This is a genomic window from Streptomyces sp. NPDC048420 (genome assembly GCF_040651535.1).
Classification (GTDB): domain Bacteria; phylum Actinomycetota; class Actinomycetes; order Streptomycetales; family Streptomycetaceae; genus Streptomyces.
This window is the reverse complement of the sequence record NZ_JBEZKG010000024.1, coordinates 93,154-115,427: the sequence shown is the minus strand read 5'-3', so window position 1 is coordinate 115,427 and position 22,274 is coordinate 93,154. Positions and strand designations below refer to the sequence as shown.

General features: G+C 70.9%; 18 protein-coding genes. 9 read left to right on the top strand and 9 right to left on the bottom strand.

Annotated features, from left to right (window positions below; all coding sequences use genetic code 11):
* Positions 1-30 precede the first annotated feature (30 nt).
* The 3 genes from AB0D34_RS36570 (at position 31) to AB0D34_RS36560 (ending at position 2,827) form a co-directional block, all read left to right on the top strand.
* Positions 31-1,074, top strand: coding sequence for a 2-hydroxyacid dehydrogenase (locus tag AB0D34_RS36570; protein ID WP_362669724.1), 1,044 nt, complete (start codon positions 31-33; stop codon positions 1,072-1,074).
* A 21-nt stretch (positions 1,075-1,095) separates the two neighbouring features.
* A complete protein-coding gene (locus tag AB0D34_RS36565; protein WP_362669722.1) occupies positions 1,096-2,523 on the top strand; it encodes an FGGY-family carbohydrate kinase in 1,428 nt (475 codons plus the stop codon).
* A gap of 94 nt (positions 2,524-2,617) precedes the next feature.
* Positions 2,618-2,827 carry a hypothetical protein gene (locus AB0D34_RS36560; RefSeq protein WP_362669720.1) on the top strand — a complete coding sequence of 70 codons (210 nt, stop codon included), beginning with the start codon at positions 2,618-2,620 and terminating at the stop codon, positions 2,825-2,827.
* Positions 2,828-2,834: 7 nt separating this feature from the next.
* On the opposite strand, the gene AB0D34_RS36555 is transcribed toward AB0D34_RS36560, so the two are convergent.
* Positions 2,835-3,497, bottom strand: coding sequence for a DsbA family protein (locus AB0D34_RS36555; protein WP_362669718.1), 663 nt, complete (start codon positions 3,495-3,497; stop codon positions 2,835-2,837).
* Between the two features lie 136 nt (positions 3,498-3,633).
* Between AB0D34_RS36555 and pepN the strand changes: the two genes are divergently transcribed.
* Complete coding sequence (pepN, locus tag AB0D34_RS36550) at positions 3,634-6,216, top strand: aminopeptidase N (protein WP_362669790.1); 2,583 nt, start codon at positions 3,634-3,636, stop codon at positions 6,214-6,216.
* 206 nt (positions 6,217-6,422) lie between these two features.
* Entirely contained in the window at positions 6,423-7,481 is a 1,059-nt protein-coding gene (locus AB0D34_RS36545) for a hypothetical protein (RefSeq protein WP_362669717.1), read from the top strand.
* Positions 7,482-7,566: 85 nt separating this feature from the next.
* Here the strand turns inward: AB0D34_RS36545 and AB0D34_RS36540 are convergent, their stop codons facing one another.
* Both AB0D34_RS36540 and AB0D34_RS36535 read right to left on the bottom strand, forming a co-directional pair.
* Positions 7,567-8,751: a glycosyltransferase gene (locus tag AB0D34_RS36540; RefSeq protein WP_362669788.1), complete on the bottom strand. Its 1,185-nt coding sequence runs from the start codon at positions 8,749-8,751 to the stop codon at positions 7,567-7,569.
* A gap of 143 nt (positions 8,752-8,894) precedes the next feature.
* Positions 8,895-10,031: a serine hydrolase domain-containing protein gene (locus tag AB0D34_RS36535; RefSeq protein ID WP_362669714.1), complete on the bottom strand. Its 1,137-nt coding sequence runs from the start codon at positions 10,029-10,031 to the stop codon at positions 8,895-8,897.
* A gap of 617 nt (positions 10,032-10,648) precedes the next feature.
* Here AB0D34_RS36535 and AB0D34_RS36530 point away from each other — a divergent pair.
* Entirely contained in the window at positions 10,649-11,728 is a 1,080-nt protein-coding gene (locus tag AB0D34_RS36530) for a transposase (RefSeq protein ID WP_362669712.1), read from the top strand.
* Here the strand turns inward: AB0D34_RS36530 and AB0D34_RS36525 are convergent.
* The 4 genes from AB0D34_RS36525 to AB0D34_RS36510 form a co-directional block, all read right to left on the bottom strand.
* The gene (locus tag AB0D34_RS36525; RefSeq protein ID WP_362669710.1) at positions 11,700-13,487 is read right to left on the bottom strand and encodes a TIGR03767 family metallophosphoesterase; all 1,788 of its coding nucleotides are present in this window, start codon (positions 13,485-13,487) and stop codon (positions 11,700-11,702) included. The genes AB0D34_RS36530 and AB0D34_RS36525 overlap by 29 nt on opposite strands.
* Positions 13,488-13,720: 233 nt before the next feature.
* A complete protein-coding gene (locus tag AB0D34_RS36520) occupies positions 13,721-14,167 on the bottom strand; it encodes an NUDIX hydrolase (protein WP_362669707.1) in 447 nt (148 codons plus the stop codon).
* Positions 14,168-14,176: 9 nt separating this feature from the next.
* Positions 14,177-15,058 carry a pyridoxamine 5'-phosphate oxidase family protein gene (locus tag AB0D34_RS36515; RefSeq protein ID WP_362669705.1) on the bottom strand — a complete coding sequence of 294 codons (882 nt, stop codon included), beginning with the start codon at positions 15,056-15,058 and terminating at the stop codon, positions 14,177-14,179.
* 11 nt (positions 15,059-15,069) lie between these two features.
* Entirely contained in the window at positions 15,070-15,513 is a 444-nt protein-coding gene (locus AB0D34_RS36510) for a VOC family protein (protein ID WP_362669702.1), read from the bottom strand.
* Between the two features lie 111 nt (positions 15,514-15,624).
* Here AB0D34_RS36510 and AB0D34_RS36505 point away from each other — a divergent pair, with 111 nt between their 5' ends.
* Positions 15,625-16,167, top strand: a complete 543-nt coding sequence (locus AB0D34_RS36505; protein WP_362669699.1) for a CGNR zinc finger domain-containing protein — start codon at positions 15,625-15,627, stop codon at positions 16,165-16,167.
* Between the two features lie 220 nt (positions 16,168-16,387).
* Positions 16,388-19,696 carry a S8 family serine peptidase gene (locus AB0D34_RS36500; protein WP_362669696.1) on the top strand — a complete coding sequence of 1,103 codons (3,309 nt, stop codon included), beginning with the start codon at positions 16,388-16,390 and terminating at the stop codon, positions 19,694-19,696.
* Between the two features lie 61 nt (positions 19,697-19,757).
* Here the strand turns inward: AB0D34_RS36500 and AB0D34_RS36495 are convergent, their stop codons facing one another.
* Together AB0D34_RS36495 and AB0D34_RS36490 are read right to left on the bottom strand one after the other, a co-directional pair.
* Positions 19,758-20,453 (bottom strand): hypothetical protein, encoded by a 696-nt coding sequence (locus tag AB0D34_RS36495; protein WP_362669693.1) that lies wholly within the window; start codon positions 20,451-20,453, stop codon positions 19,758-19,760.
* A gap of 1 nt (position 20,454) precedes the next feature.
* Positions 20,455-20,976, bottom strand: coding sequence for a sigma-70 family RNA polymerase sigma factor (locus AB0D34_RS36490; RefSeq protein WP_362669691.1), 522 nt, complete (start codon positions 20,974-20,976; stop codon positions 20,455-20,457).
* A 208-nt stretch (positions 20,977-21,184) separates the two neighbouring features.
* Here AB0D34_RS36490 and AB0D34_RS36485 point away from each other — a divergent pair, with 208 nt between their 5' ends.
* The gene (locus tag AB0D34_RS36485; protein WP_362669688.1) at positions 21,185-22,201 is read left to right on the top strand and encodes an aspartate-semialdehyde dehydrogenase; all 1,017 of its coding nucleotides are present in this window, start codon (positions 21,185-21,187) and stop codon (positions 22,199-22,201) included.
* Positions 22,202-22,274: the final 73 nt, after the last annotated feature.

Sequence of the window (22,274 nt, the reverse complement as noted above, 5' to 3'; positions counted from 1 at the left end):
GTGAGTGAAGCGACGACTCGGAGGTCGACGATGACCCAGAGGACCGATCCCGTACGTGTCGTGGCGGCCGGTGACCACTTCGTGCTGCCGGGGCTGATCGCCGGGGCCGTCGAGGCCGAACTGGGCGACATCGCCGTGGAGACGCAGGAGTTGAGGCTCGGCTGGCCCCTCGAACCCTTCGGGCCCGTGGCGGAGGTGACGGAGGCGAGCGACGCCGAGGACGAGCTGATCGAGGCGCTGGCGGGCGCGGAGGTCCTCGTCACCCAGATGGGCCCCGTCACCGAGCGGGTGCTGAACGCCACCGACGACCTGCGGCTCGTGGTCGTCTGCCGGGGCGGGCCCGTCAACGTCAACCTCGACGCGGCCAAGGCACGGGACGTCCGGGTGTGCTTCGCGCCGGGACGCAACGCCGCCGCCACCGCCGAGTTCACCGTCGGCACGCTGCTGGCCGCCCTGCGCCGCATCCCACAGGCCCACGACCTCCTCGCCGCACAGGGCAGTTGGGAGGGCGGCGCCGCCTACTACACGTACGAGCACAGCGGCCTGGAGCTGGAGGACCTGCCGGTCGGGCTCGTCGGCTACGGCGCCGTCGGCAGCCGGGTCGCGCGTGTGCTGTGCGCGTTCGGGGCGCAGGTGATGGTGTACGACCCCTATGTGCGCGGCGAGATCCACGGCCTGCGCGTGTCCTCGCTCGACCAGCTCCTGACCCGCTCCCGGGTGATCACCCTGCACGCCCGTCTCACCGCCGAGACCCGTGGCCTGATCGGAGCCCGTGAGCTGGCGCTGCTGCCGGAGGGCGCCGTCGTGGTGAACGTCGCCCGGGGACCGCTGGTGGACGAGTCCGCCCTGTGCGACGCGCTGGAGAGCGGCCGGCTGTCCGCTGCCGCCCTCGACACCTACGAGCACGAACCGCTGCCCGCGGACTCCCGGCTGCACGCCCTCGCCGACCGGGTCGTCCTGACCCCGCACCTCGGCGGGGCGAGCCGCGCGGTGGCCGAGAAGGCGGCGAGGATCGCGGCGGAGGAGGTGGGCCGCTGGGTGCGGGGGGAGCGGTTGGCGCACTGCCTGACGTGACGGTCGTAGGAGGGAATCTGCATGTACGTCGGTATCGATGTGGGCACGTCCGTCGTCAAGGCCGCCGCCTTCGACGCCGAGGGCCGTCAACTGGCCGTCGAGTCACGCCCGGTGGAGCTCTCCCTGCACGGCGGGTTCGTCGAGCAGGACATGGAGGAGGTGTACGGCGCGGTCGTCGAGGTCCTCGGCAAGCTGACCGGGCGGGTGCCGGAGCCGGTGGAGCTGGCCGGGCTGACCGGGCAGGGCGACGGGGTGTGGCTGGTCGACGGGGAGGGGCGGCCGGTGCGGCCGGCGCTCTCCTGGATGGACGGGCGGGCCCACGAACTGCTCGACCAGTGGCTCGCGGACGGCACCTTCGAGACGGTGTTCCGGCGGACCGGCGGCGCGATGTTCCCCGGCTCGCCGGGGCCGTTGCTGGCCTGGCTGGACCGGTACGACCCGAAGTCCCTCGATGCCGCCGCGGCGGCCGTGTACTGCAAGGACATGGTCTTCCAGCGGCTGACGGGTGCGGGGCGGGCTTTGACGGATGTGTCGGACGCGTCCATGCCCTTTCTGGACCCCCGGACCCGGACGTACGACAACCGGGTGGTGGAGCTGCTGGGGCTCACCCGTCACCGTCGGCTGCTGCCTTCCGTCGAGGACCGGATCGCCACGGGGTCGGCTCGGGGGGAAGGGCTGCCGTCCGGGACGCGCCTGTCGAACGGGCCGTACGATCTGCCGGCCTGTGCGCTGGGGGCGGGGGTCGTCTCGCCGGGGGACGGCCTGCTGATTGTGGGGACGTGTCTCGCCGCGCTGGTCGCCACGACCGAGCTGGATCTGAGCGGTGAGCCGGCCGGGCTGTACATCTCGACCGACCGGCACGGGCATCGGCTGCGGGCGATGCCGGCGATGGTCGGTACGGCCGCGCTGGACTGGGTGCTGTCGACTACGGGGGTGACGCATGCGGAGGTGGACGACCTGCTGGCGTCGGCTCCGCCGGGGGCCCACGGGGTGCGGGTGCTGCCGTACTTCGCTCCCTCCGGGGAGCGGGCTCCCTTTGTCGAGCCTCATCTGCGGGCCGAGCTGAGCGGGGTGTCGCTGGAGACGACGCCTGCCGATCTGATCCGCGCGACCTGCGAAGGCATCGGGTACGCGGCCCGGCACTGTCTGGAGGCGGCGGGGCTGACGGGTGCGCTCGCGGTGTGCGGCGGGGGGACCCGGAGTCCGGCGTGGATGCGGCTGCTCGCCGATGTGCTCGGGCGGCCGCTCAGGGTGGTCGAGGGGGAGGTGGGGGCTCGGGGGGCCGTGTTGGCTGCGGCCGAGCGGTACGGGGTTTCGCTGGACGCGGGGGGCTGGACCGAGCCGACGGCGATCGTGGAGCCCGACGCGGGACGGGCGTCGTACTACGCGAAGGGGTACGCGGAGCACCTTGGCCGACTGGAGGAGGCTCGGGGGCGGGCCCGGCGCTGACCCGGCAGGGCCGATTCCGGGCTGACGCCCCGGCCTCGCGAGGATCTACGCTCGCGGAGCCGAGGCAGCCGGCTTCGGGCCGTCGGGGGGTCACATGCCGAAGATGCCGTGTCCGAACTGCGGGTCGTCCGAGGAGTTCGAACCGCTCAGGGACGACAGGGAGAAGGCACACGTCCGGAAGAACAAGCCGAAATGGACCAGCCTGCACGCCTACTACCGCTGCTCCCGCGACGGCTGCCGGCGATACCAGCGGCGGGGTGACGTGAACGACGGCGGCACCTTCCCCAAGCCCGACTCCAAGTGAGCGCGCCCTACAGGTTGCTGAAGTCCGGGCCCTTCGTGCGCGTGCGCTTGATCTCGTAGAAGCCCGGGACCGAGGCGACCGCGAGGGTGCCGTCCCAGAGGCGGGCGGCCTCCTCGCCCTTGGGGGCCGGGGTGACGACCGGGCCGAAGAAGGCGATCTCCTCGCCGTCCGGGCCGGGGACCGCGATGACCGGGGTGCCGACCTCCTGGCCGACCTTGTCGATGCCCTCCTTGTGGGAGGCGCGCAGCTCGGCGTCGAACTCGAAGTCCTTCTGGTCGAAGTACTCGATCAGGTCGGCGGGCAGGCCGACCTCCGCCAGGGCGTCCTCGACGGCCTCACGCGTCGGGCCCAGCTCCTGGTTGTGGATACGGGTGCCGAGCGCGGTGTACAGCGGGCCGAGGATGTCGGAGCCGTGCTTCTGCCAGGCCGCGGTGACCACCCGGATCGGCTGCCAGGCCTTGGTCTCAAGGAGCTCGCGATACTCCTCGGGCAGCTCGTCGATCTTCGGCTCGTTGAGCACCGCCAGGCTCATGACGTGCCAGCGCACCTCGATGTTCCGGACCTTCTCGACCTCCAGGACCCAGCGGGAGGTCATCCAGGCCCAGGGGCACAGCGGGTCGAACCAGAAGTCGACGGGGGTCTTGCCGGAGGCGCTCACGGTCTCGGACATGGGTCTCCTAGATAAGTGTTCGTTTCAACCAGGAACACCGGTCGTCGCCCTCCCCATTCCCGGCTGCCCGATGTCAGGAGCACATGGCAGGATCGGGCCTGTCCGCATGCTGAACACCATCCGAGGGAGCATCGCCGTGCCCGGTGAGAATCTGTCCCGTGACGAGGCCCGGGAGCGGGCCGCCCTGCTGTCCGTCGACGGGTACGACGTGTCCCTCGACCTGCGCTCGGCGGTCGGCGACCAGGCCGGGGACGGCCCGCGCACCTTCCGTTCCGTGACCACGATCCGCTTCCGGTGCAACGAGCCGGGGGCCACGAGCTTCGCGGACCTGATCGCGCCGAGCGTCACGGCGGTCTCGCTGAACGGCCGGGACCTCGACCCCGGCGAGGTCTTCGACGGCTCCCGGATCGCCCTGGACGATCTCGCCGCCGACAACGAACTGGTCGTGGACGCCCAGTGCGCCTACTCCCGCACCGGCGAGGGCCTGCACCGCTTCGTCGACCCCGAGGACGGCGAGGTCTACCTCTACACGCAGTACGAGCCGGCCGACTCCCGCCGCGTCTTCGCGAACTTCGAACAGCCGGACCTCAAGGCGCCCTTCCGTTTCGAGGTGCGGGCGCCGGAGGGCTGGACGGTGTGGAGCAACGGGGTCGGCGACCTGGCCGACGGGGTCTGGCGGTTCGCGGAGACGAAGCCGATCTCGACGTACATCACCTGTGTCGTGGCGGGCCCGTACCACTACGTGACGGACTCGTACTCCCGCACGTTCCCCGATGGCACGAAGCTCGAGATCCCGCTCGGCGCCCTGTGCCGCAAGGGTCTCGCCCCCTACTTCGACTCCGACGACGTGTTCCTCGTCACCAAGCAGGGCCTGGACTTCTTCCACGAGCACTTCGACTACCCGTACCCCTTCGGGAAGTACGACCAGGCGTTCGTGCCCGAGTACAACCTCGGCGCGATGGAGAACCCGGGGCTCGTCACCTTCCGCGAGGAGTTCATCTTCCGGGGCAAGGTCACCCGGGCGTCCTACGAGGGCCGGGCCAACGTCATCCTGCACGAGATGGCCCACATGTGGTTCGGCGACCTCGTCACCATGGTCTGGTGGGACGACCTGTGGCTGAAGGAGTCCTTCGCGGACTTCATGGGCACCTTCGCCAACGTCGGCGCGACCCGCTTCAAGGACGCCTGGATCACCTTCGCCAACCGCCGCAAGGCCTGGGCCTACCGCGCCGACCAACTGCCCTCCACGCACCCGATCACCGCCGACATCCGCGACCTCCAGGACGCCAAGCTCAACTTCGACGGCATCACATACGCCAAGGGCGCCTCCGTACTGAAGCAGCTCGTCGCGTACGTCGGCCAGGACGCGTTCCTGGAGGGCGCCCGGCGCTACTTCAAGCGGCACGCGTACGGCAACACACGCCTCGGTGATCTGCTGTCGGTGCTGGAGGAGACCAGCGGCCGGGACATGGGCGCCTGGGCGCGGTCCTGGCTCCAGACGGCCGGGGTCAACTCCCTCACCCCGCAGGTGCTGTTGGACGCCGAGGGGCGCGTCGACGAGCTGGCGGTCGTGCAGGAGGCGGCCGAGTCGCACCCGGAGCTGCGGCCGCACCGGGTCGCGATCGGCCTGTACCGCCTGGAGGACGGCGACCTGGTGCGGTACGCGCGCGCCGAGACCGACATCGACGGTCCGCGGACGGTCGTCCCGGAACTGGTGGGTGCCGAGGCTCCCGCGCTGGTCCTGGTCAACGACGACGACCTGACGTACTGCAAGACCCGCTTCGACGCGGGCTCCCTGGAGGCCCTGAAGGCGGGGCTCGGTGACCTCACCGACCCGCTCGCGCGCGCCCTGTGCTGGTCGGCGCTGTGGAACATGACCCGGGACGCGCTGCTGCCGGCCCGGGAGTTCATGGACATCGTGCTGCGCTTCGCGGGCCGCGAGTCCGACATCGGCGTGCTCCAGATGCTGCACGCCTGGGCCGAGTCGGCGCTCACGCACTACGTGGCGCCCGAGGGCCGGGAGCGGGCCGGGGCGCTGCTCGCCGAGGGGGTCGAGCGGGAGCTGCTCGCCGCCGAGCCGGGCGGTGAGCAGCAGCTGGCGTGGGCACGGTTCTTCGCGCGGACGGCCGAGGGCCAGGGCGCCTTCGACCTGTTGCAGGGGCTGCTGGACGGCACGTCGGTCATCGACGGGCTCGCGGTCGACCAGGAGCTGCGGTGGGCGTTCCTGCAGCCGCTGGCCGCGTGGGGGGTCGCCGACGAGAAGGCGCTGGCCGCCGAACTCGCCCGGGACGACACCGCGTCCGGCAAGCGTCACCAGGTCCGCTGTCTGGCCTCCCGCCCTTCCGAGGCGGTGAAGGCGCAGGCGTGGGCGCAGGTCGTGGAGTCCGACGCGCTGTCCAACGCCCTGGCCGAGGCGACGATCTCGGGGTTCGACCAGCCGTCCCAGCGCGGTCTGCTGGAGCCGTACACGGAGAAGTACTTCGCGGTGATCGAGCGGGTCTGGCAGGACCGTTCGATCCAGATCGCGATGAACATCGTCTCCGGGCTGTTCCCCTCCCTCCAGGACTCTCCGGCGACGCTGGACGCAGCCGACGCGTGGCTCGCGGCGCACGAGGACGCGGCGCCGGCGCTGCGCAGGCTGGTGCTGGAGGGGCGGGACGATCTGGCGCGGGCGCTGCGGGGACAGGCGTGTGACGCGGGGGCCGTCAACCACGGGTGACCTATGGCCTGAGCCTGGGCTCCCGGTGACCGTTACGAAATACGTTCCATAGCAGCCGTAACCCCTGGTCCACCCCGAATGGACCAGGGGTTTTCGCTCCTCACTCGGCACCCGAACACCCGTCCTTTAGTACTGCCTTGTCCGTATTTGTCGACGAGCGTGTAACAGCGGTTAGCGGGCGCACCGGGTGCGGGAATCTCCGCTGCATGAACCACAACACCCCGGTCCCCCCGCTCTCCCCCCGCCCCCTGCACCACCTCTCCGAGGTGCACCGCCGTGTCATGACGGCCGCGCAGCTCCGTACGCAGGGCGTCTCGGCCGCCGAGGCGAACGAGCAGTGCAGGGCCGGCGGCCCCTGGCAGCAGATCCTCCCGGGGGTCTTCCTGCTCCACCCGGGCCCGCCGACCAGCGAGGAGCGGCTGCACGCGGTGCTGATGTACGCGGCACGGGAGCGCGGCACCGGGGTCCCGACGCAGTTGGGCGCCGAGGAACCGCACCGCCCGGTGTACGCGGAGGCGATGATCACAGGCCTCGCGGCGCTGACCCTGCACGGCTTCAGCTCCACCCCTCCCCTGCTCTCCCTGGACCGGATCGACGTCCTGGTCCCACGGCTGCGCCGGCTGCGCTCGACGGGCACCGCCCGCGTGGTGCGCACCTCGTCGCTCCCCGCGCCCGAGCAGGTCACCGGCCTCCCGGTGGCCCCGGTCCCGCGGGCCCTCGCCGACGCGGTCACCGAACTGACGGACGCGGGCGCGGTACGCCGGCTGCTGACGGAGGCGGTACGCGGCGGGCACTGCGAACCGGCCGCGGTCGTCCGGGAGTTGAACAACGCCAAGCTGCTGAGCCGCCCGCACGTGGTGGACGCGGTGGACTCCCTGCTCGCCGAGGGCCGCGCGATCGCGGAGGACCGGCTGTACCGGATGGTCGAGGAGTACGGCCTCCCGGACCCGGTGTGGAACGTCGACCTCCGTCTCCCGGGCGGCCCGCACCTGGGCGGCCTGGACGCGTACTGGCCCGAGCAGGCGGTCGCGGTCGAGCTGGACACCCGGGCACCGCGCCAAGGCCATCGGCAGGACGACGACGCGTTGTGGTCCGAGTACGCCCGTAAGCGCGAGCACCTGGAGCGGCTCGGCATCACGGTCGTCCACATCACCCCGCGCAAGCTCCGGGACGCGATGGAACAGCAGGCGACGGTCGTCCGCACGGCCCTGATGGCCTCCGGCGACCGAGATCCCGCCGCCTATGTCGTGGTGCTGCCCCGGTAGTGACGGACCGGGGCGGGATCAGGAGGGGAGAGGAGGGGCCGTCGGCACTGGGGAGCCGGGGGCCCCTCCTCGTCGCGCGCGGGTTCTAGAACGGCTCCGGCAGCGCCGGGCTGGTGGTACTCGTGGCGGCGCGGTCCAGCAGGGCCGCGTACGACGCGATCATCCTCGTACGGCTGAAGCGTTCGCGGCTCCCCGCGAGGGCCGGGGCGAGGTCGTCGCGTGCCGCCGCCGCATCCGACCAGGCCGTGGCGATCGCCTCCGGGTCGGGGGGCGTGATCAGGCCGTGGCCCGCCACGATCGCCGCGCTGTCGCCGACGTCGGTCGCCACCGGGACCGCGCCGCACATCATGCCCTCGATCAGGCACAGCGGGGCCGCCTCGCCCCAGGCCGAGGTGAGGGCGACCACGTCGGAGGCCGCGTAGAGCATCTCCATGTCGCGGCGGACGCCGAGGAGGCGCAGCCCCCGCTCCGCCAGGGCCCCGGCCCCCTGGAACGCCGTCGCGATGTCCGCGGTGAGCCCGGGGTTCGCGGCGGTCATGCCCGCCCCGCACATCAGCACCTGCCCGTCCGGGACCCGGTCGAGCCAGGCGCGGGCGGCGGCGAGGAGCAGGGGGACGTTCTTCATGCCGTCGTAGCGGGCGGCGAAGACGACCACGGGGGCCGCGGGGTCGATGCCCAGTTCCGTGCGGACCGCGCGGCGGCGGACCGCGTCGGGGCGGAAACGGAAGAGGTCGACGCCGTTGGGGATCACGTGGAGCAGGTCGGAGGGGATCCCGGCGGCCTGGTAGGCGGCCCTCGTCGACTCGGCGCAGCAGACGCAGGCGACGACCGTGCCGTCGGCGATGGCGGCCTTCAGCTCGTCGAGGGCGGTGCCCTGGTTCTCCGGGTCGGAGCGGTGCAGACAGACCACGACCGGGCGGCGCGGCAGGCCCGCCTGGTTGAGCAGCCCCAGCGGCTGTTCCTTGAGGGAGAGGATGACGTCCGCACCTGCCGTCGCCCGCGCTGTTTCGGCCAGCTCCGGGCCGGTGAAGTCGGCCGAAACGCCGGTGCTCCGGAAGGTGCGCCCGAGGGACGTGACGCCCACGCCGGCCGCGGTGAGCGCCCGGTAGCAGGTGTCGTCCTCCATCCGCTGCCGGGTCGCCTCCCGGTGGACCTCGCCGTACAGGCTCAGCACCTGGTGGTGCTGGCCGCCCTCGGTGAGGCCCAGCACGATGTCGCTGTGCACGATCCGGGCCCCACCGGAGAAGAAACCCTCGTAGACCGACAGCACCCGCAGCTCGCGTCCCGTACGCACATGACCACCCGCCTTGCACCAAAATCGAGCCATCCCCGTGAAGTGCGGGTTAGCCGATATGAGGCGGTACGGACATTACGTCCGGATGAACTGCGCGCTTCGGATCCGAGTCGGCGCGACTACCCGCCGCAGAACTCCGCCTCGACCACCGCGTCGGTGTCCCCCGACCAGTCGCCGTTGAAGTTGAAGGCCAGGGAGTGCCTGCCGTCGGCCGTGGTCACGGCCACGGAGTTCGAGCCGTGGATGCCGCCGTCGTGGCCCCAGACGTGCACCCCGCAGCTGAGCTCGCGGTCGAGGAGACCGAGGCCGTAGCCGGCGTTCGGGATGCCCTCGACGGTCACCGTGGTCTTCATCTCCTTGAGCTGCTTCGGCGGGAGCAGCCTGCCCTTCAGCAGGGCCGTGTAGAAGCGGTTCAGGTCGGCCGAGTCGGAGATCATCTCGCCCGCGGAGGAGGCGATCGAGGGGTTCAGCTTCGTGACGTCGTACGTCGGTCCCGTCGCCGTCCGTGCGAGCTTGGAGTAGGCCCGGCTGCTGGGCTGCGGGACGGTGACACGGGTGCCCGGGACCGAGGTGCCGGTCAGGTGCAGCGGGTCGATGACGCGACGGCGGATCTCCTCGCCGTACGGCCGCCCGGTGGCCTTCTCGATCACCATGCCGGCCAGGACGTAGTTGGTGTTGGAGTAGTTCCAGGACGCGCCCGGCGCGAAGTCCGGTTTGTGGGTCATGGCGACCGCGACGAGCTGCTCGGGCGTCTTCGTGTCGTAACGGTGCCGGAGGAAGCCGTCCTTGAGGAAGTAGGTGCGGCCGAACGTCTCGTCGGCGGTGTAGTTGAAGATCCCGCTCGTGTGGTTGAGGAGCTGGCGGAGTGTGATCCGGCTGCCGTCGTGGCCGTTGCCGTGGACGACTCCGGGCAGCCACTTCTCCACCTTGTCGTCGAGCGACAGCCGTCCCTGTGCCTCCAGTTGGAGCAGCACGGTGGAGACGAAGGTCTTGGTGATGGAGCCGACGCGGTAACGGTCGTCCGCCGAACGCGGCGCGTGCGTCTTCAGGTTGCCGACCCCGGCGGTGGTGGACCAGGTGCGCCGGCCGTCCTTCGCCGTCAGCGTCACGCCCGGGACGCCGTCCTTCACCGCGGCGCGGACGGCCTGCCGGGTGCCCTCGTGGGTGTCGGTCCCGGCCGCCATCGCCGGGGCGGCGAAGCCGGCCGTGAGCGCCACGGCCGTCGTCGCCACCACCACAGTCGTACGTACGGTCATCTCTTCCCCCTGTTCCGGCACGCTCGGCGAGCGTGATCGGCGGGAGAGACCCGCGCCGGGAGGGGAAGGTTGAGGCCGGTCCGGCCGGTTGGGCCGGTTTCAGCTAATTCTTGCGAGGAGCCTCGGGCGTTCCGACGACACAGGAGTGCTCGTCGCCCGATCGGGTGATCGATCTCGAACGTGTGGTGGTGTCTCGTGCCGCTGTGTACGTTCGGCGATTGTGAAGATCGTGGTGCAGGTCAGGTTGCTTCCGACGCCCGAGCAGGCGGCGGCACTCGAAGCGACTCTGCACGCCTGCAACTCGGCTGCCACATGGGTGAGCGAGGTCGCCTTCGAGTGCGGGGAGTTCAAGAACTTCCCCCTGCGCAGGCGCACCTACGACGTCGTCAAGTCGCGCTGGATGCTGGGCGCGCAGGCTGCCCAGCATGTGATCAAGAAGACCTGTGACGCGTATGCCACGCTGCAGGCGAACCTGAAGGCCGGAAACTTAGGTAAGCCCGATTCCAAGCGTTGCCGCCGGGCCACGGAGAAGGGTGGCGTTGCCGCCAGGTGGTGTAGCGGATCAAGGCGCCGGAATCCGCAGGTCATCGCTGCATCGGTGCGGTTCGGGGCCGCGCATGGCGCTGACGGCAGGTCAGCCGCTGCGCGACCCGGGAGCCATGTCCCATGGCGTGGCCGACGCGCGGTTACCGGAACTCGTCGAGCAAGGTCGCTTACACCACGAAGAGGGACACGACCCGGAGAAGCCCATCGTCTTCCGCCCGCAGGGTGCGCAGCCCTACGACGACCGGATGCTGTCCTGGCAGATCCCGGACCGGACGGTGTCGATCTGGACCACCGGCGGGCGAGCCAAGAATGTGCCGTTCACCGCCTCTGCGGAGCAGTTGGCCACGCTGGCCCTGTTCCGCAAGGGCGAGTCCGACCTGCTGGAGCGGGACGGCATGTGGTTCCTCTACGCCACCTGCGAAGTCCCCGAAGCCGAGCCGAATGCTAATCCGGTGGACTTTCTTGGCGTCGACCTGGGCATCGTCAACATCGCCACTACCTCGGACGGCGAGATCCTGGCCAGACGCGAACTCAACCGGATCCGCACCCGCGAGCGCGGCCTGCGCGCCAAGCTGCAGAGGAAAAACACCCCGTCATCCAAGCGCCGACTGAAGAAGCGGCGGCGCAAGGAAGCGCGGCGGGCCAAGGACATCAACCACAAGATCGCGAAACATGTGGTGGCCGAGGCTGAACGCACCGGTCGTGGTATCGCCCTGGAAGACCTGACGGGCATCCGCGAGCGGGTACGGCTTCGAAAGCCCCAACGGGCCACCCACTCCAGCTGGTCCTTTGCCCAGCTGGAGCAGTTCATCGCCTACAAGGCCCGCCGGGCGGGGGTGCCGGTGGTGTACGTCGATCCGGCGTACACCTCCCGTACCTGCGCCGAGTGCGGCCACATCGACAAGGCGAACCGGGTCTCCCAGGCCTGGTTCGCGTGCCGGAGCTGCGGATTCGTTGATCACGCAGACCGCAACAGCTCCCGCAACATCCGCGCCAGAGCGTGGGAGTTGTGGCGACGCGGGCCCCATCAACGGCCTCTGCCCCACCCCGGACAACCCGGGCCAGGGCTGGACGCAAACTACGCACCACCGCCAGTGGTGCCCGTTGTGCAAGCCCGAGACCTTAGTCCCGGGCAGTTGACCCCTTCTTGAGGACCAGCTCCGTGTTCCGGTCCGCCGAGGCGCCGCCCAGTGTGGTGTTGGCACCGGGGGCGTTGTAGGCCAGTTCGCGGTAGAGGGCGGCGAGGCCGGTCTGGGAGAGGTCGGTGAAGTCGGTGCGGTGGGGGGCGGCGGACTCGACCAGGGTGGTGAAGATCGAGATCGTGCCGTCCTTGTTGTCGACCAGCTCGATGACCCGGGCGAGGTGCGGGAAGTCGATGTGGGAGGCGGTGGAGATCTCCCAGAAGGAGCGGCCGTCGGGGGCCGAGTGGGCGGTGATCACGTTGCGGTGGATGTGACCGTTGACCCAGGCGAGGACGTTGCTGTGACTGGCGAGGAGGGCGACGACCTCCTGGCCGTTGTGCCGGCGCTCGCCGGGGTGGGCCGGGTCGGGGCGGGTGTTGTCCATCGAGTCGCTGGTGTGGTGGCTGAAGACGACGACGTAGGAGTCCTTGTTCTCCCGCAGCGTCCGGTCCAGCCACCGCAGCTGCTTGGTGCCGATGGACCCCTGGTAGTGGCCGCCCGGGTCGGTGGTGTCGAGGCTGATGCCCACGACGTCGTCGGCGATGCGGAAGCTGTAGTACTGGGTGCCCGCGTCGAGGTTGGCGGTGGAGTAGCCGTGGCCGACCGGGCCGACGCCGCGGTGCGCGGGGTCGAGGTGGGCCGTGAGGTAGTCGCGGGCGGTGTAGGGGGCGCGCCGCTCGTCGGGGGTGACCGAGCGCATGCTGCGGGCGTGCGCCTTGAGGAGGTCGCGGAAGGCGTGGCCCTGGGGGTCGCCGGCCTTCCTGATCAGGTTCTGGAGCTTCTTGCCCTCGGACGCGGGCAGCGACATCAGCTTCTTGCCGCCGACGGCGTACTCGGCGAGCCAGGAGTCGCCGTGGCCGTAGCAGCCGAGTGGCAGGCTGTCGTGGTTGCCGACCGTGGAGTACCAGGGGATGTTCAGGCCGGGGCTGTTCACCTCGCGGATGGCGGCGGCCAGATAGCCCTGGAGGTGCGGGAAGCCGAGCTGCTTGTCGGTGTCGCGGGTGGTGGAGTCGGGCTGCCAGTACTGCTTGAGGCCGCTGTTCTGGACGCCCTCGTAGTGGCGCGGGTCTCCCGAGTTGGGGCTGATGCGGCCGCCGCTCATGACGGTGAGGAACCAGTCGAGCTCGGTGCGCGAGTTGTTGTCCGTGTTGTCGCCGGTGGTCATGGCGAACTGGAGCGGGGCGCCGGTGACGGGGGCGCCGCGCAGCGCGTTGATCCGCTCGACGAGGGAGATCGCGCCGGGCACGGTCAGCGCTTCCTGGGGCCGCCAGGCGTGCACGTCGATGGAGCGCAGGCACTCCAGGCGGATCGGGTGCTGGCTGTCCATCAGGTGCAGGTCGGTGAGCTGCACGAACGCGGCCAGCGCGGTCCGCCGGCCGGCCCGCCCGGACTTCGGGGCGGCGAGTTCGGAGCGCACCTTGCGGCTCCAGCCGGGGCCGTCGCCGAGGCGCCGGTAGCCGGAGCCGGTGCGCGCGCCGGCGACGGACGCGAGGGTGGTGCCGCGGGTGTACGGGGCGAGCGGGGCCGCGGCCGGGGCGGCGGCCTTGTGGACGGACTGGGCCACCGGCGCCTCGGCGGCTCCGGTGCCGGTGGTGGTCGCGGCCTGGCTGTCGGTGGGCCGCAGGGCGTAGCCGACGCCCGCGGAGACGGCGGCCGCGCCCGCGGCGGCGAGGACGGTACGGCGGTGGACCCCCAGCGTGTCGCTGGCGACAGAGCGTATGCGCGACATGGCGCGATCTCCCCGAGTGCGAACTGCGTCGGCAGTGGTCGCGGGGTGATCGCGTTCGCGAACAACCCGCTCGCTCTGGATGCTTGGCACTGGGGATGACCTGCGCGTGAACGAGACCGCAACGCGCAACGCCGATCACCGTACGTGGATCTTCGGCCACCCGGCGCGTTCGCGAGCGCTCGTCGAACGGCCGGGGGGCGGTCACTCCCTGTTCATCTTCCGGGGTACGACACCTATCCCCCGGGCTGTCCGGTCGCCGGGCGTTCCCGCCACAGTCGCAGTCCGTCGTCGACCAGGGGCACCCGGGTCAGGGCGGGTACCGCGTCCAGGTCGTGCCACTGCGCCATGTCCGTGGAGCCGCCGACCTCGAAACGCAGTTCGCCTCCGGTGACCCGGGCCTCGTACACGAGTCCCACGTGGTGCTGGTCGAGCGTGCGGCCGAAGCGGCGCCGGGACGGGAAGCGCACCGATCGCACCCCGAGCAGGCCGGTGACCTCGACGTGGTAGCCCGTCTCCTCCTCGACCTCCCGCAGCACTGTGTCGCCGGGGTCCTCCCCGTGCTCCATGCCTCCGCCGGGCAGTGTCCACTTCGGCTTCCCGTCATCGAGCCAGCGGGCGAGAAGGACCTGCCCGTCGCGGACGCATATGGCGTAGGCCGCCACCCTCAACTTCTTGCGCATACGGGCAAGTTAGTCTGCGGGGTCCGGATTGGCCGGTGAGTATTCGGGCGCGGACCAGCGCAGCGGGAGTGCCGAGGGGGTCTCCAGGGTCTCTCTCACGGTGAAGCGGACGCGGCGGTCCGGGGCGTACTCGGTGTGTGCCTCGCCGGTCAGTTGCAGTGCGGTGCCGGTCGTCCAGTCCAGGAACAGCAGACCGGCCCGGGGGTCCGTGGCGAGGTTGCCGAGGGTCAGGAACATCGAGTTGCCCGGGTAGTCGCGCCAGCTGAGCTCGCCCGGCGAGTCGATGCGCACGAAGCCGGGGTCGCCGCCCCGGTGACTGACGTCGGCACCGCCCTCGTGCCGGGTGGCCAGGAAGAAGGTGTCGGCCGCGGCGACGAACGCGGCCTGTTCGGGGGTGAGTTCGCCGCCGTGGCGCGCGAGGCCCGGTCGGCGGTCCGTCACGAGCTCGTACGACTCCCTTTTCTGCAGGTACTTGGGGCAGTTCGAGAACACCTGGTCGGCCTCCACCGCGAACCCCCGTGCCGTGGGCGCGAGTCGGCCGTTGAGGCGCATCCGGCGGCGGGTGCGGGGGTCGAGGGCGATGGTGCCGACGGGGGTACCGGGGGTGGCGAACGCCGTCGCGAGGGGGTCGGTCGGCAGCAGGCCGCCCGTGACGGAGATGCGGTGCGGGCCCGTCGCCCGGACGAAGCCCGGCGCCCCGGTGAGCGGGGAGGCCCACACCCGGCCCGTCGAGGGGTCCGCGGCACCGGCGACCAGCAGCGGCTGGAGCTCCAGGAAGGTCGCGGCGACCTCCCTGATGCCCCGGCCGACCGAGCGGCCCACGTGGTCGGCATGCTCGCGCACCCCGACCCGGTCCTGCACGGCACGTGAGCCCGCGTGATAGATCTCCACGGCTCCCATGACTAGAAGAACCCGCAGGTCGGAGCCGTACCGGAGGGTGCCGGAGCGTCCTCGGCGCCGCTCGGCACGGAGATCTCCAGGCGGGTGCCGTCGGGGTCGTGGAAGAAGATCCCGCCGGACCCCGCGCCCTCACCGTGGGCGACGACCCCTTCGTACGCGAAGTCGACCCCGTACGTCCGCAGCGCCTCCTCGTACTCCCTGACCCGCTCGACCGAGTCCGCCTCCAGGGCGAGGTGGTGCAGGCCCGCGCGGTCGGTGCCGTAGGGCTGCTCGGCCTGCTGCCAGAGGGTGAGGGCGAGGTGCTCGCCGTCGCCGAGGAAGGCGTAGCGGCGGCCCTCCTCCTTGCCCTCGGCGAGCGGCGCGAAGCCGAGGACGTCCCGGTAGAAGGCGAGCGAACGGTCGAGGTCGGTGACGTTCAGGCCGATGTGGCCGGTGCGCAAGGTCATGGCTGTCCCCTTCGGCTTACTTAACCCTTGTCAGCGACTTTAAGAGTTAGAGGCAGTGGGTGCAACCACTCACGTACGATTGAGCGGTTAGTACGGAAAGGAGCCCCCCGCATGCCCGCCACCCCCGACCCCCGCCCGCTCACCGGCGAGCCCCTCGCGCTCGACCTGCTCAACACGCGGTGGATGAGGGAGGGGAGCCTCCAGGACCTCCTCGCCGATGTCGACGGGCTCGCGGTGTGGCTCGACTCGGCCGGACTCGGCGGCGACCACGCACCCGACCGCCGGATGCTGCGCCACGTCCTCGAGGCCCGGGAGGCACTGCGCACCGCGGTGGACGGGTCACCGCAGGAGGGGGCGGCCCTCGTCGACGCCGTGCTCGGACACGGGCGCGTCCGGATCTCGCTCACTCCCCAAGGGCCCGTCGAGCTGCCCGAGTTGAGCGATCCCGTCTGGGGCCCCGCCTGGCTCGCCGCCCGCAACTACCTGGAGCTGCTCACCACCGCGCCGGACCGGATCCGGTCGTGCGCCCACGAGTCGTGTGTGCTGCACTTCTTCGACACGTCGAGGAACGGCACCCGGCGCTGGTGCTCGATGGCGACCTGCGGCAACCGCGCGAAGGCATCCCGGCATTACGCGCGCACCAAGGACATCTGAGGCGAACTGTCCGCTACCTCACGGTTCTTCGCCGATGTCCCCAAAGGGCATCGCGGGTTTTCCCCATACACCCATATCGATTCGGTCAACTCTCCCTAAACATCCTTCCCATGCGTAAAGCTGTGCGGTCATCCGGGGTCTTCTTCCGGATCACCGTGGTCAGGGCCGATCGGCCCCGGTCACACCTGCCTGCACGTTCCTTTACCTACAAGGGATGCCGATGACCCTCACCCCCCAGCGCGCTCCGATATCGGGCGCTAGACGTGTGGCGCGCATAGCCGTGGCCGCCGGTCTGGTCGCCGCACTCTCCGCGGCGGGTCCGATACCCATGGCCTTCTCCGCCGCCGCGGACGACGCGCCCGCGACCGCCGACCCGGGGCTGAAGTCCGCCGACGAGAAGCTCGGTTCGGACGACGCCGACGCGCTCGCCGAGGCCAAGGCCGACGGCGACAAGAGCATCACGCTGATGGTCGCCACCGCGCCCGGCAAGACCGAGCAGGTCGGCGACCTGCTGGACGCGGTCAAGGGCGGCTCGGTGGGCCAGACCTACGACAAGCTCGGCTACGTCCGGGCCACCGTCCCCACCGGCAAGGCGGACTCGGCCATCGCCGCCGCCGCGAAGCTCACCTCCGTGCACGGCATCGACGTCAAGCAGGACATCCCGCTGGACGACCCGACGCCGAGCGCCGACACCGCCGAGGGCGCCGCGAACAAGGCCACGACGACCTACCCGGCGCCGAACGCGAAGACCCCCGCCGAGAACCCGTACAACCCGTCCTTCGAGACCGGCGCCGTCGACTTCGTGCAGGACCACCCGAAGGCGGACGGCCGCGGGGTCACCATCGGCATCCTCGACTCCGGTGTGGACCTCGGCCACCCGGCGCTGCAGAAGACCACCACCGGTGAGCGGAAGATCGTCGACTGGGTGACGGCGACCGACCCGATCACCGACGGCGACGCCACCTGGCGCGCGATGACCACCTCGGTGTCCGGCCCGAGCTTCACCTTCGGCGGCCAGACCTGGACGGCGCCCGCCGGGTCGTACCAGGTCAACCTGTTCCGCGAGTCCGCGACCACGGGCGGCGACGCCAAGGGCGACGCGAACCGCGACGGGGACACCACCGACAGCTGGGGCGTGCTCTACGACGCCGCCGCCGGCACGGTCCGCGTCGACCTGAACAACAACCGCGACTTCGGCGACGACACCCCGATGAAGCCGTACAAGGACGGCTTCCAGATCGGGTACTTCGGCACCGACGACCCGTCCACCGATGTCGTGGAGCGCCAGCCGTTCGTCGTGGAGATCCGCAAGGACGTCCCGATGGACCCCTACGGCGGCGACTGGGTCGGCCAGAAGCGCGACTTCGTCAACATCGGCGTCATCGAGTCCGAGCACGGCACGCACGTCGCCGGCATCACCGCCGCCAACGGCCTGTTCGGCGGGAAGATGAACGGCGCGGCCCCGGGCGCGAAGCTCGTCTCCTCCCGCGCCTGCACCTGGACCGGCGGCTGCACCAACGTGGCGCTGACCGAGGGCATGATCGACCTCGTCGTCAACCGCGGCGTCGACATCGTCAACATGTCGATCGGCGGCCTGCCCACGGTCAACGACGGCAACAACGCGCGCTCCGAGCTCTACACGCGCCTCATCGACACGTACGGCGTCCAGCTGGTGATCTCCGCGGGCAACTCCGGCCCCGGCGCGAACACCATCGGCGACCCCGGTCTGGCCGACAAGGTCATCTCGGTCGGCGCGACCATCTCCAAGGCGACCTGGGCCGCCAACTACGGCTCGGCCGTGGAGAAGAAGTACGCCATGATGCCGTTCTCCTCGCGCGGTCCGCGTGAGGACGGCGGCTTCACGCCGACCCTGTCCGCCCCGGGTGCTGCCATCAACACCACGCAGACCTGGCTGCCGGGCTCCCCGGTCGCCGAGTCGGGCTACTCGCTGCCGGCCGGCTACTCGATGCTCCAGGGCACCTCGATGGCCTCCCCGCAGGCCGCGGGCGCGTCCGCGCTGCTGATCTCGGCCGCCAAGCAGAAGCACATCGCGCTGACGCCGGCCACCCTGCGCACCGCCCTGACCTCGACCGCCGACCACATCAAGGGTGTGCAGGCGTACGAGGAGGGCGCGGGCCTCATCGACATCGTGGACGCCTGGGACGCCATCAAGGACGGCGCCACCGCCCACGAGTACAGCGTGAAGGCCCCGGTCGACACCGCGATCGACCAGCTCCTGAAGACCCCGGGCTTCGGCACCGGCGTCTACGACCGTGAGGGCGGCCTGAAGGCCGGCCAGAAGAAGACGTACGACGTCACCGTGACCCGTACGTCCGGCACGGCCAAGGCGATCCGCCACGAGCTGCACTTCGAGAACAACGCCGGTGACACCTTCAGGATCATCGGCAAGGGCGAGGTCACGCTCCCGCTGAACCAGCCGGTGACCGTCAAGGTCCAGGCCCAGCCGAGGTCCGCGGGCCTCAAGAGCGCGATCCTGGAGCTCGACGACCCGAGGACCGAGGGCGTCGACAAGCAGATCATGACCACGGTCGTCGTCTCGGCGCCGGTGAAGTACACGTACACCGCGTCGAACACCGTGCAGCGCAACAGCACGCAGTCGTACTTCGTGACCGTCCCCGAGGGCGCCAAGTCCCTGGAGGTCGCGATCGGCGGGCTGAAGGACAAGAGCCAGACCCGCTTCATCGCCATCCACCCCTTCGGCGTCCCGGTCGACACCACCAGCACGCCGAACTGCTACAACAACTACCTCGACGGCAACGGCTGCAAGCCCGATGCCCGCTCCTACGTCGACCCGCAGGCCGGTGTCTGGGAGATCGAGGTCGAGTCGCGCCGCACCTCGCCGCTGCTCGACAACCCGTACAAGCTGGACGTCGCCGTCTACGGCGCGGTCTTCGACCCGGAGACCGTGACCGTCCCCGAGGCCAAGGTCGGCACCCCGGCCACCGCCTCCTGGAAGGTGACCAACACGCTCGCCGCGATCGACGGCAAGCTGGTCGGCGGCCCGCTCGGCTCGTCCAAGACGGCCCGCCCGACCATCGCCGACGGCGCCACCGAGACCACCACGGTCGAGGTGCCCGCGGGCGCCAAGTCGCTGGACGTCGCCATCGGCAACGTCTCCGACGTCTCCGCCGACCTCGACCTGACGGTCTACAACGCCGCGGGCGCCGTGGTCGGCCAGTCCGCCGACGGTGACTCGGAGGAGGCCGTCTCGGTGGCCAACCCGGCCGCCGGCACGTACACCATCGAGGTCGTGGGCTACTCCGTCCCGGCCGGCTCCACGGCGTACGACTACCAGGACGTCTTCTTCTCCAGCACCCTGGGCACCGTCACCGTCTCCGACGCGCCGGTCAAGCTCGCCACGGGCGCCTCGACGACCGTCTCCGGCAGCGTCACCGCCCTGGCGGCCGCTCCGGAGGGCCGTGAGTTCTTCGGCCAGGTCAACCTCGTCAACGCGCGCGGCACGGTCGCGGGCGTCGGCAACGTGAAGATCGAGAAGGTCACGCCGTAACACTTCTCCGTACGGCGAAAAGGGGCGGGCGTCCGTGAGGGCGCCCGCCCTTTCTCGTGCCTCAGCAGGACAGCGTGCGCGACTCGGGCAGCGAGGCGGTGACCCAGGCCCGCTCCCGGGCGACCTCCTTCTCCCCGACGGCCCAGTGGTCGGGGCTCGGGGAGCCCTCGGACACGCCGAACAGGACGTGGGTGCCCGTGGTGAGGGGTTCGGGGAGGTCGTACTCACCGATCACGTAGGTGAGGCGGCCGAGGTCCCGGGTCTGTTTGAAGTAGCGGCTCACCTGCACGGTGACCTGGAGTTCACCGGTGGCGGGGAGCTCCTTGACCACGGTGACCTCGCCCTCGGCGACCGTGGTGGCGCAGGCCAGGTAGGCCGGGCTGCCGAAGCGGACGCCTGACTCCGCCTTGGAGGCGCCCGAGTCCGCCGAAGTCAGGTTGTCCGCACCGCTGTGCCCGAGGAGCCAGCCGAGGCCCGTGACGGTACTTGCGACGGCGGCCACCGCAAGGGTGCCGAAGGCGAAGGTCCGGGCGTGGCGCCGGGTGCGGGTGGGTCGTAGGGGAACGGGTTTCGCGGCCGGTGGGACCTCCGTCAGGTTCTCGCCGATGATCCGCAGCTGCTCGCGCAGGAGGGCGACATCGGCCCGGGCCGCGCGGTGCTCGGCGCGGAAGGCCGGGTCGGCGGCGGCGCTCTTGGGCAGCGGTTCGTCGGTGATGGCGGCCATCAAGGCATCGAGACCGTCGTGCTCCGCGGTCATGTCACACCACCTCGTCCTCGTGCAGGCGGGCGCGCAGGGCCCGGACCGCCGTGTGCAGGCGGCTCTTGACCGTGCCCTCCGGGACGCCCAGCTCCTGGGCGATCGAGCGCACCGGCAGATCGGCGAAGAACCGCAGCACGAGGACCTGGCGCTGCTGGTCGGGCAACTCGTCCAGGCCCTGGGCGACGGCGAGGGAGAGCACGCTGGTGTCCTCCCCGGAGGGGTGTTCGTGCTGGCGCAGGGAGGCCAGGCGCTCCCCCAGCCGCTCCTGGCGCTTCTTGGCCCGGTGCCAGTCCATGGCGAGGTTGGAGGCGACGACGGCGGCCCACGCGGACACGTCCCGTGGTGCCTCGTACCCCTTCGCCTCCCGCTCCAGCAACCGCAGGCGGACCTGCTGCACCCCGTCCGGCAGGTCCGCCTGCGGCACCCCGCCGAGCGCGAGCACCGCTCGCACCCGGCGTTCCTGTGCCGCGTCCAGAGGATCGTCGTCCTGCTGGACCCGGCGCGCCCTTCTGCGCAGCACAAGCCACCCCCCTCACCGCGTTTCCTCTACGACGCCGCAGCGCACGGAAACGTTCGGCGGATCGCGGGGAAATTCGTTCAGAGGTGTACGTCACACCGTCCAGCAGTCCATTCCTCGGGCATGGAGCGCAAAGAATTGGACAGGCGGACCCGGGTCGGCCGCATGATGGAAACGCCGCAGACACACAGGAACACGTGAGGGAGTCACCGTGAGGGTCGGAATCGTCGGAGCCACCGGACAGGTCGGCACGGTCATGCGCGGAATCCTCAAGGAGCGGAACTTCCCGGTCACGGAGCTGCGCCTGTTCGCCTCCGCGCGCTCGGCGGGGTCGGTCCTGGACGGCGTCACGGTGGAGGACGCGGCGACCGCCGACTACTCCGGCCTGGACATCGTGCTGTTCTCCGCGGGCGGCTCGACCTCGAAGGCGCTGGCCGAGAAGGTCGCCTCGCAGGGCGCGGTCGTGATCGACAACTCCTCCGCCTGGCGCAAGGACCCCCAGGTCCCGCTGGTCGTCTCCGAGGTGAACCCGCACGCCATCGCGGACCGGCCGAAGGGGATCATCGCCAACCCGAACTGCACCACGATGGCCGCGATGCCGGTCCTGAAGGTGCTGGACGCGGAGGCGGGCCTCGAGACGCTGATCGCCACCACCTACCAGGCGGTGTCCGGGTCGGGCCTCGCGGGCGTGGCGGAGTTGCACGGCCAGGTGCAGAAGGTCGCCGCCGACGCGGACAAGCTCACCCACGACGGCAGTGCGGTCGACTTCCCCGAGCCGCAGGTCTACAAGCGGCCCATCGCCTTCAACGTCCTGCCCTTCGCCGGCAACCTCGTCGAGGACGGCCTCAACGAGACCGACGAGGAGCAGAAGCTCCGCAACGAGTCCCGCAAGATCCTGGAGCTCCCCGAGCTGAAGGTCTCCGGCACCTGCGTACGCGTCCCGGTCTTCTCCGGCCACTCCCTTCAGGTCAACGCCCGCTTCGCCCGCCCGATCTCCCCGGAGCGCGCGACGGAGCTCCTGGCGGGCGCCCCCGGCGTCACCCTCTCGGACATCCCGACCCCCCTCCAGGCCGCCGGCCAGGACGCCTCCTTCGTCGGCCGCATCCGCCGCGACGAGACGGTGGAGCACGGCCTCGCCCTGTTCATCTCCAACGACAACCTCCGCAAGGGGGCTGCGCTGAACGCGGTCCAGATCGCGGAGCTGGTGGCGGCGGAGCTCAAGGGCTAGGCCAGGGGCCTGCGCACTCGCAGAGGACACACGGCGGACCGCCGGTGGATGCCCGCGAAAAGGGCACCCGTCA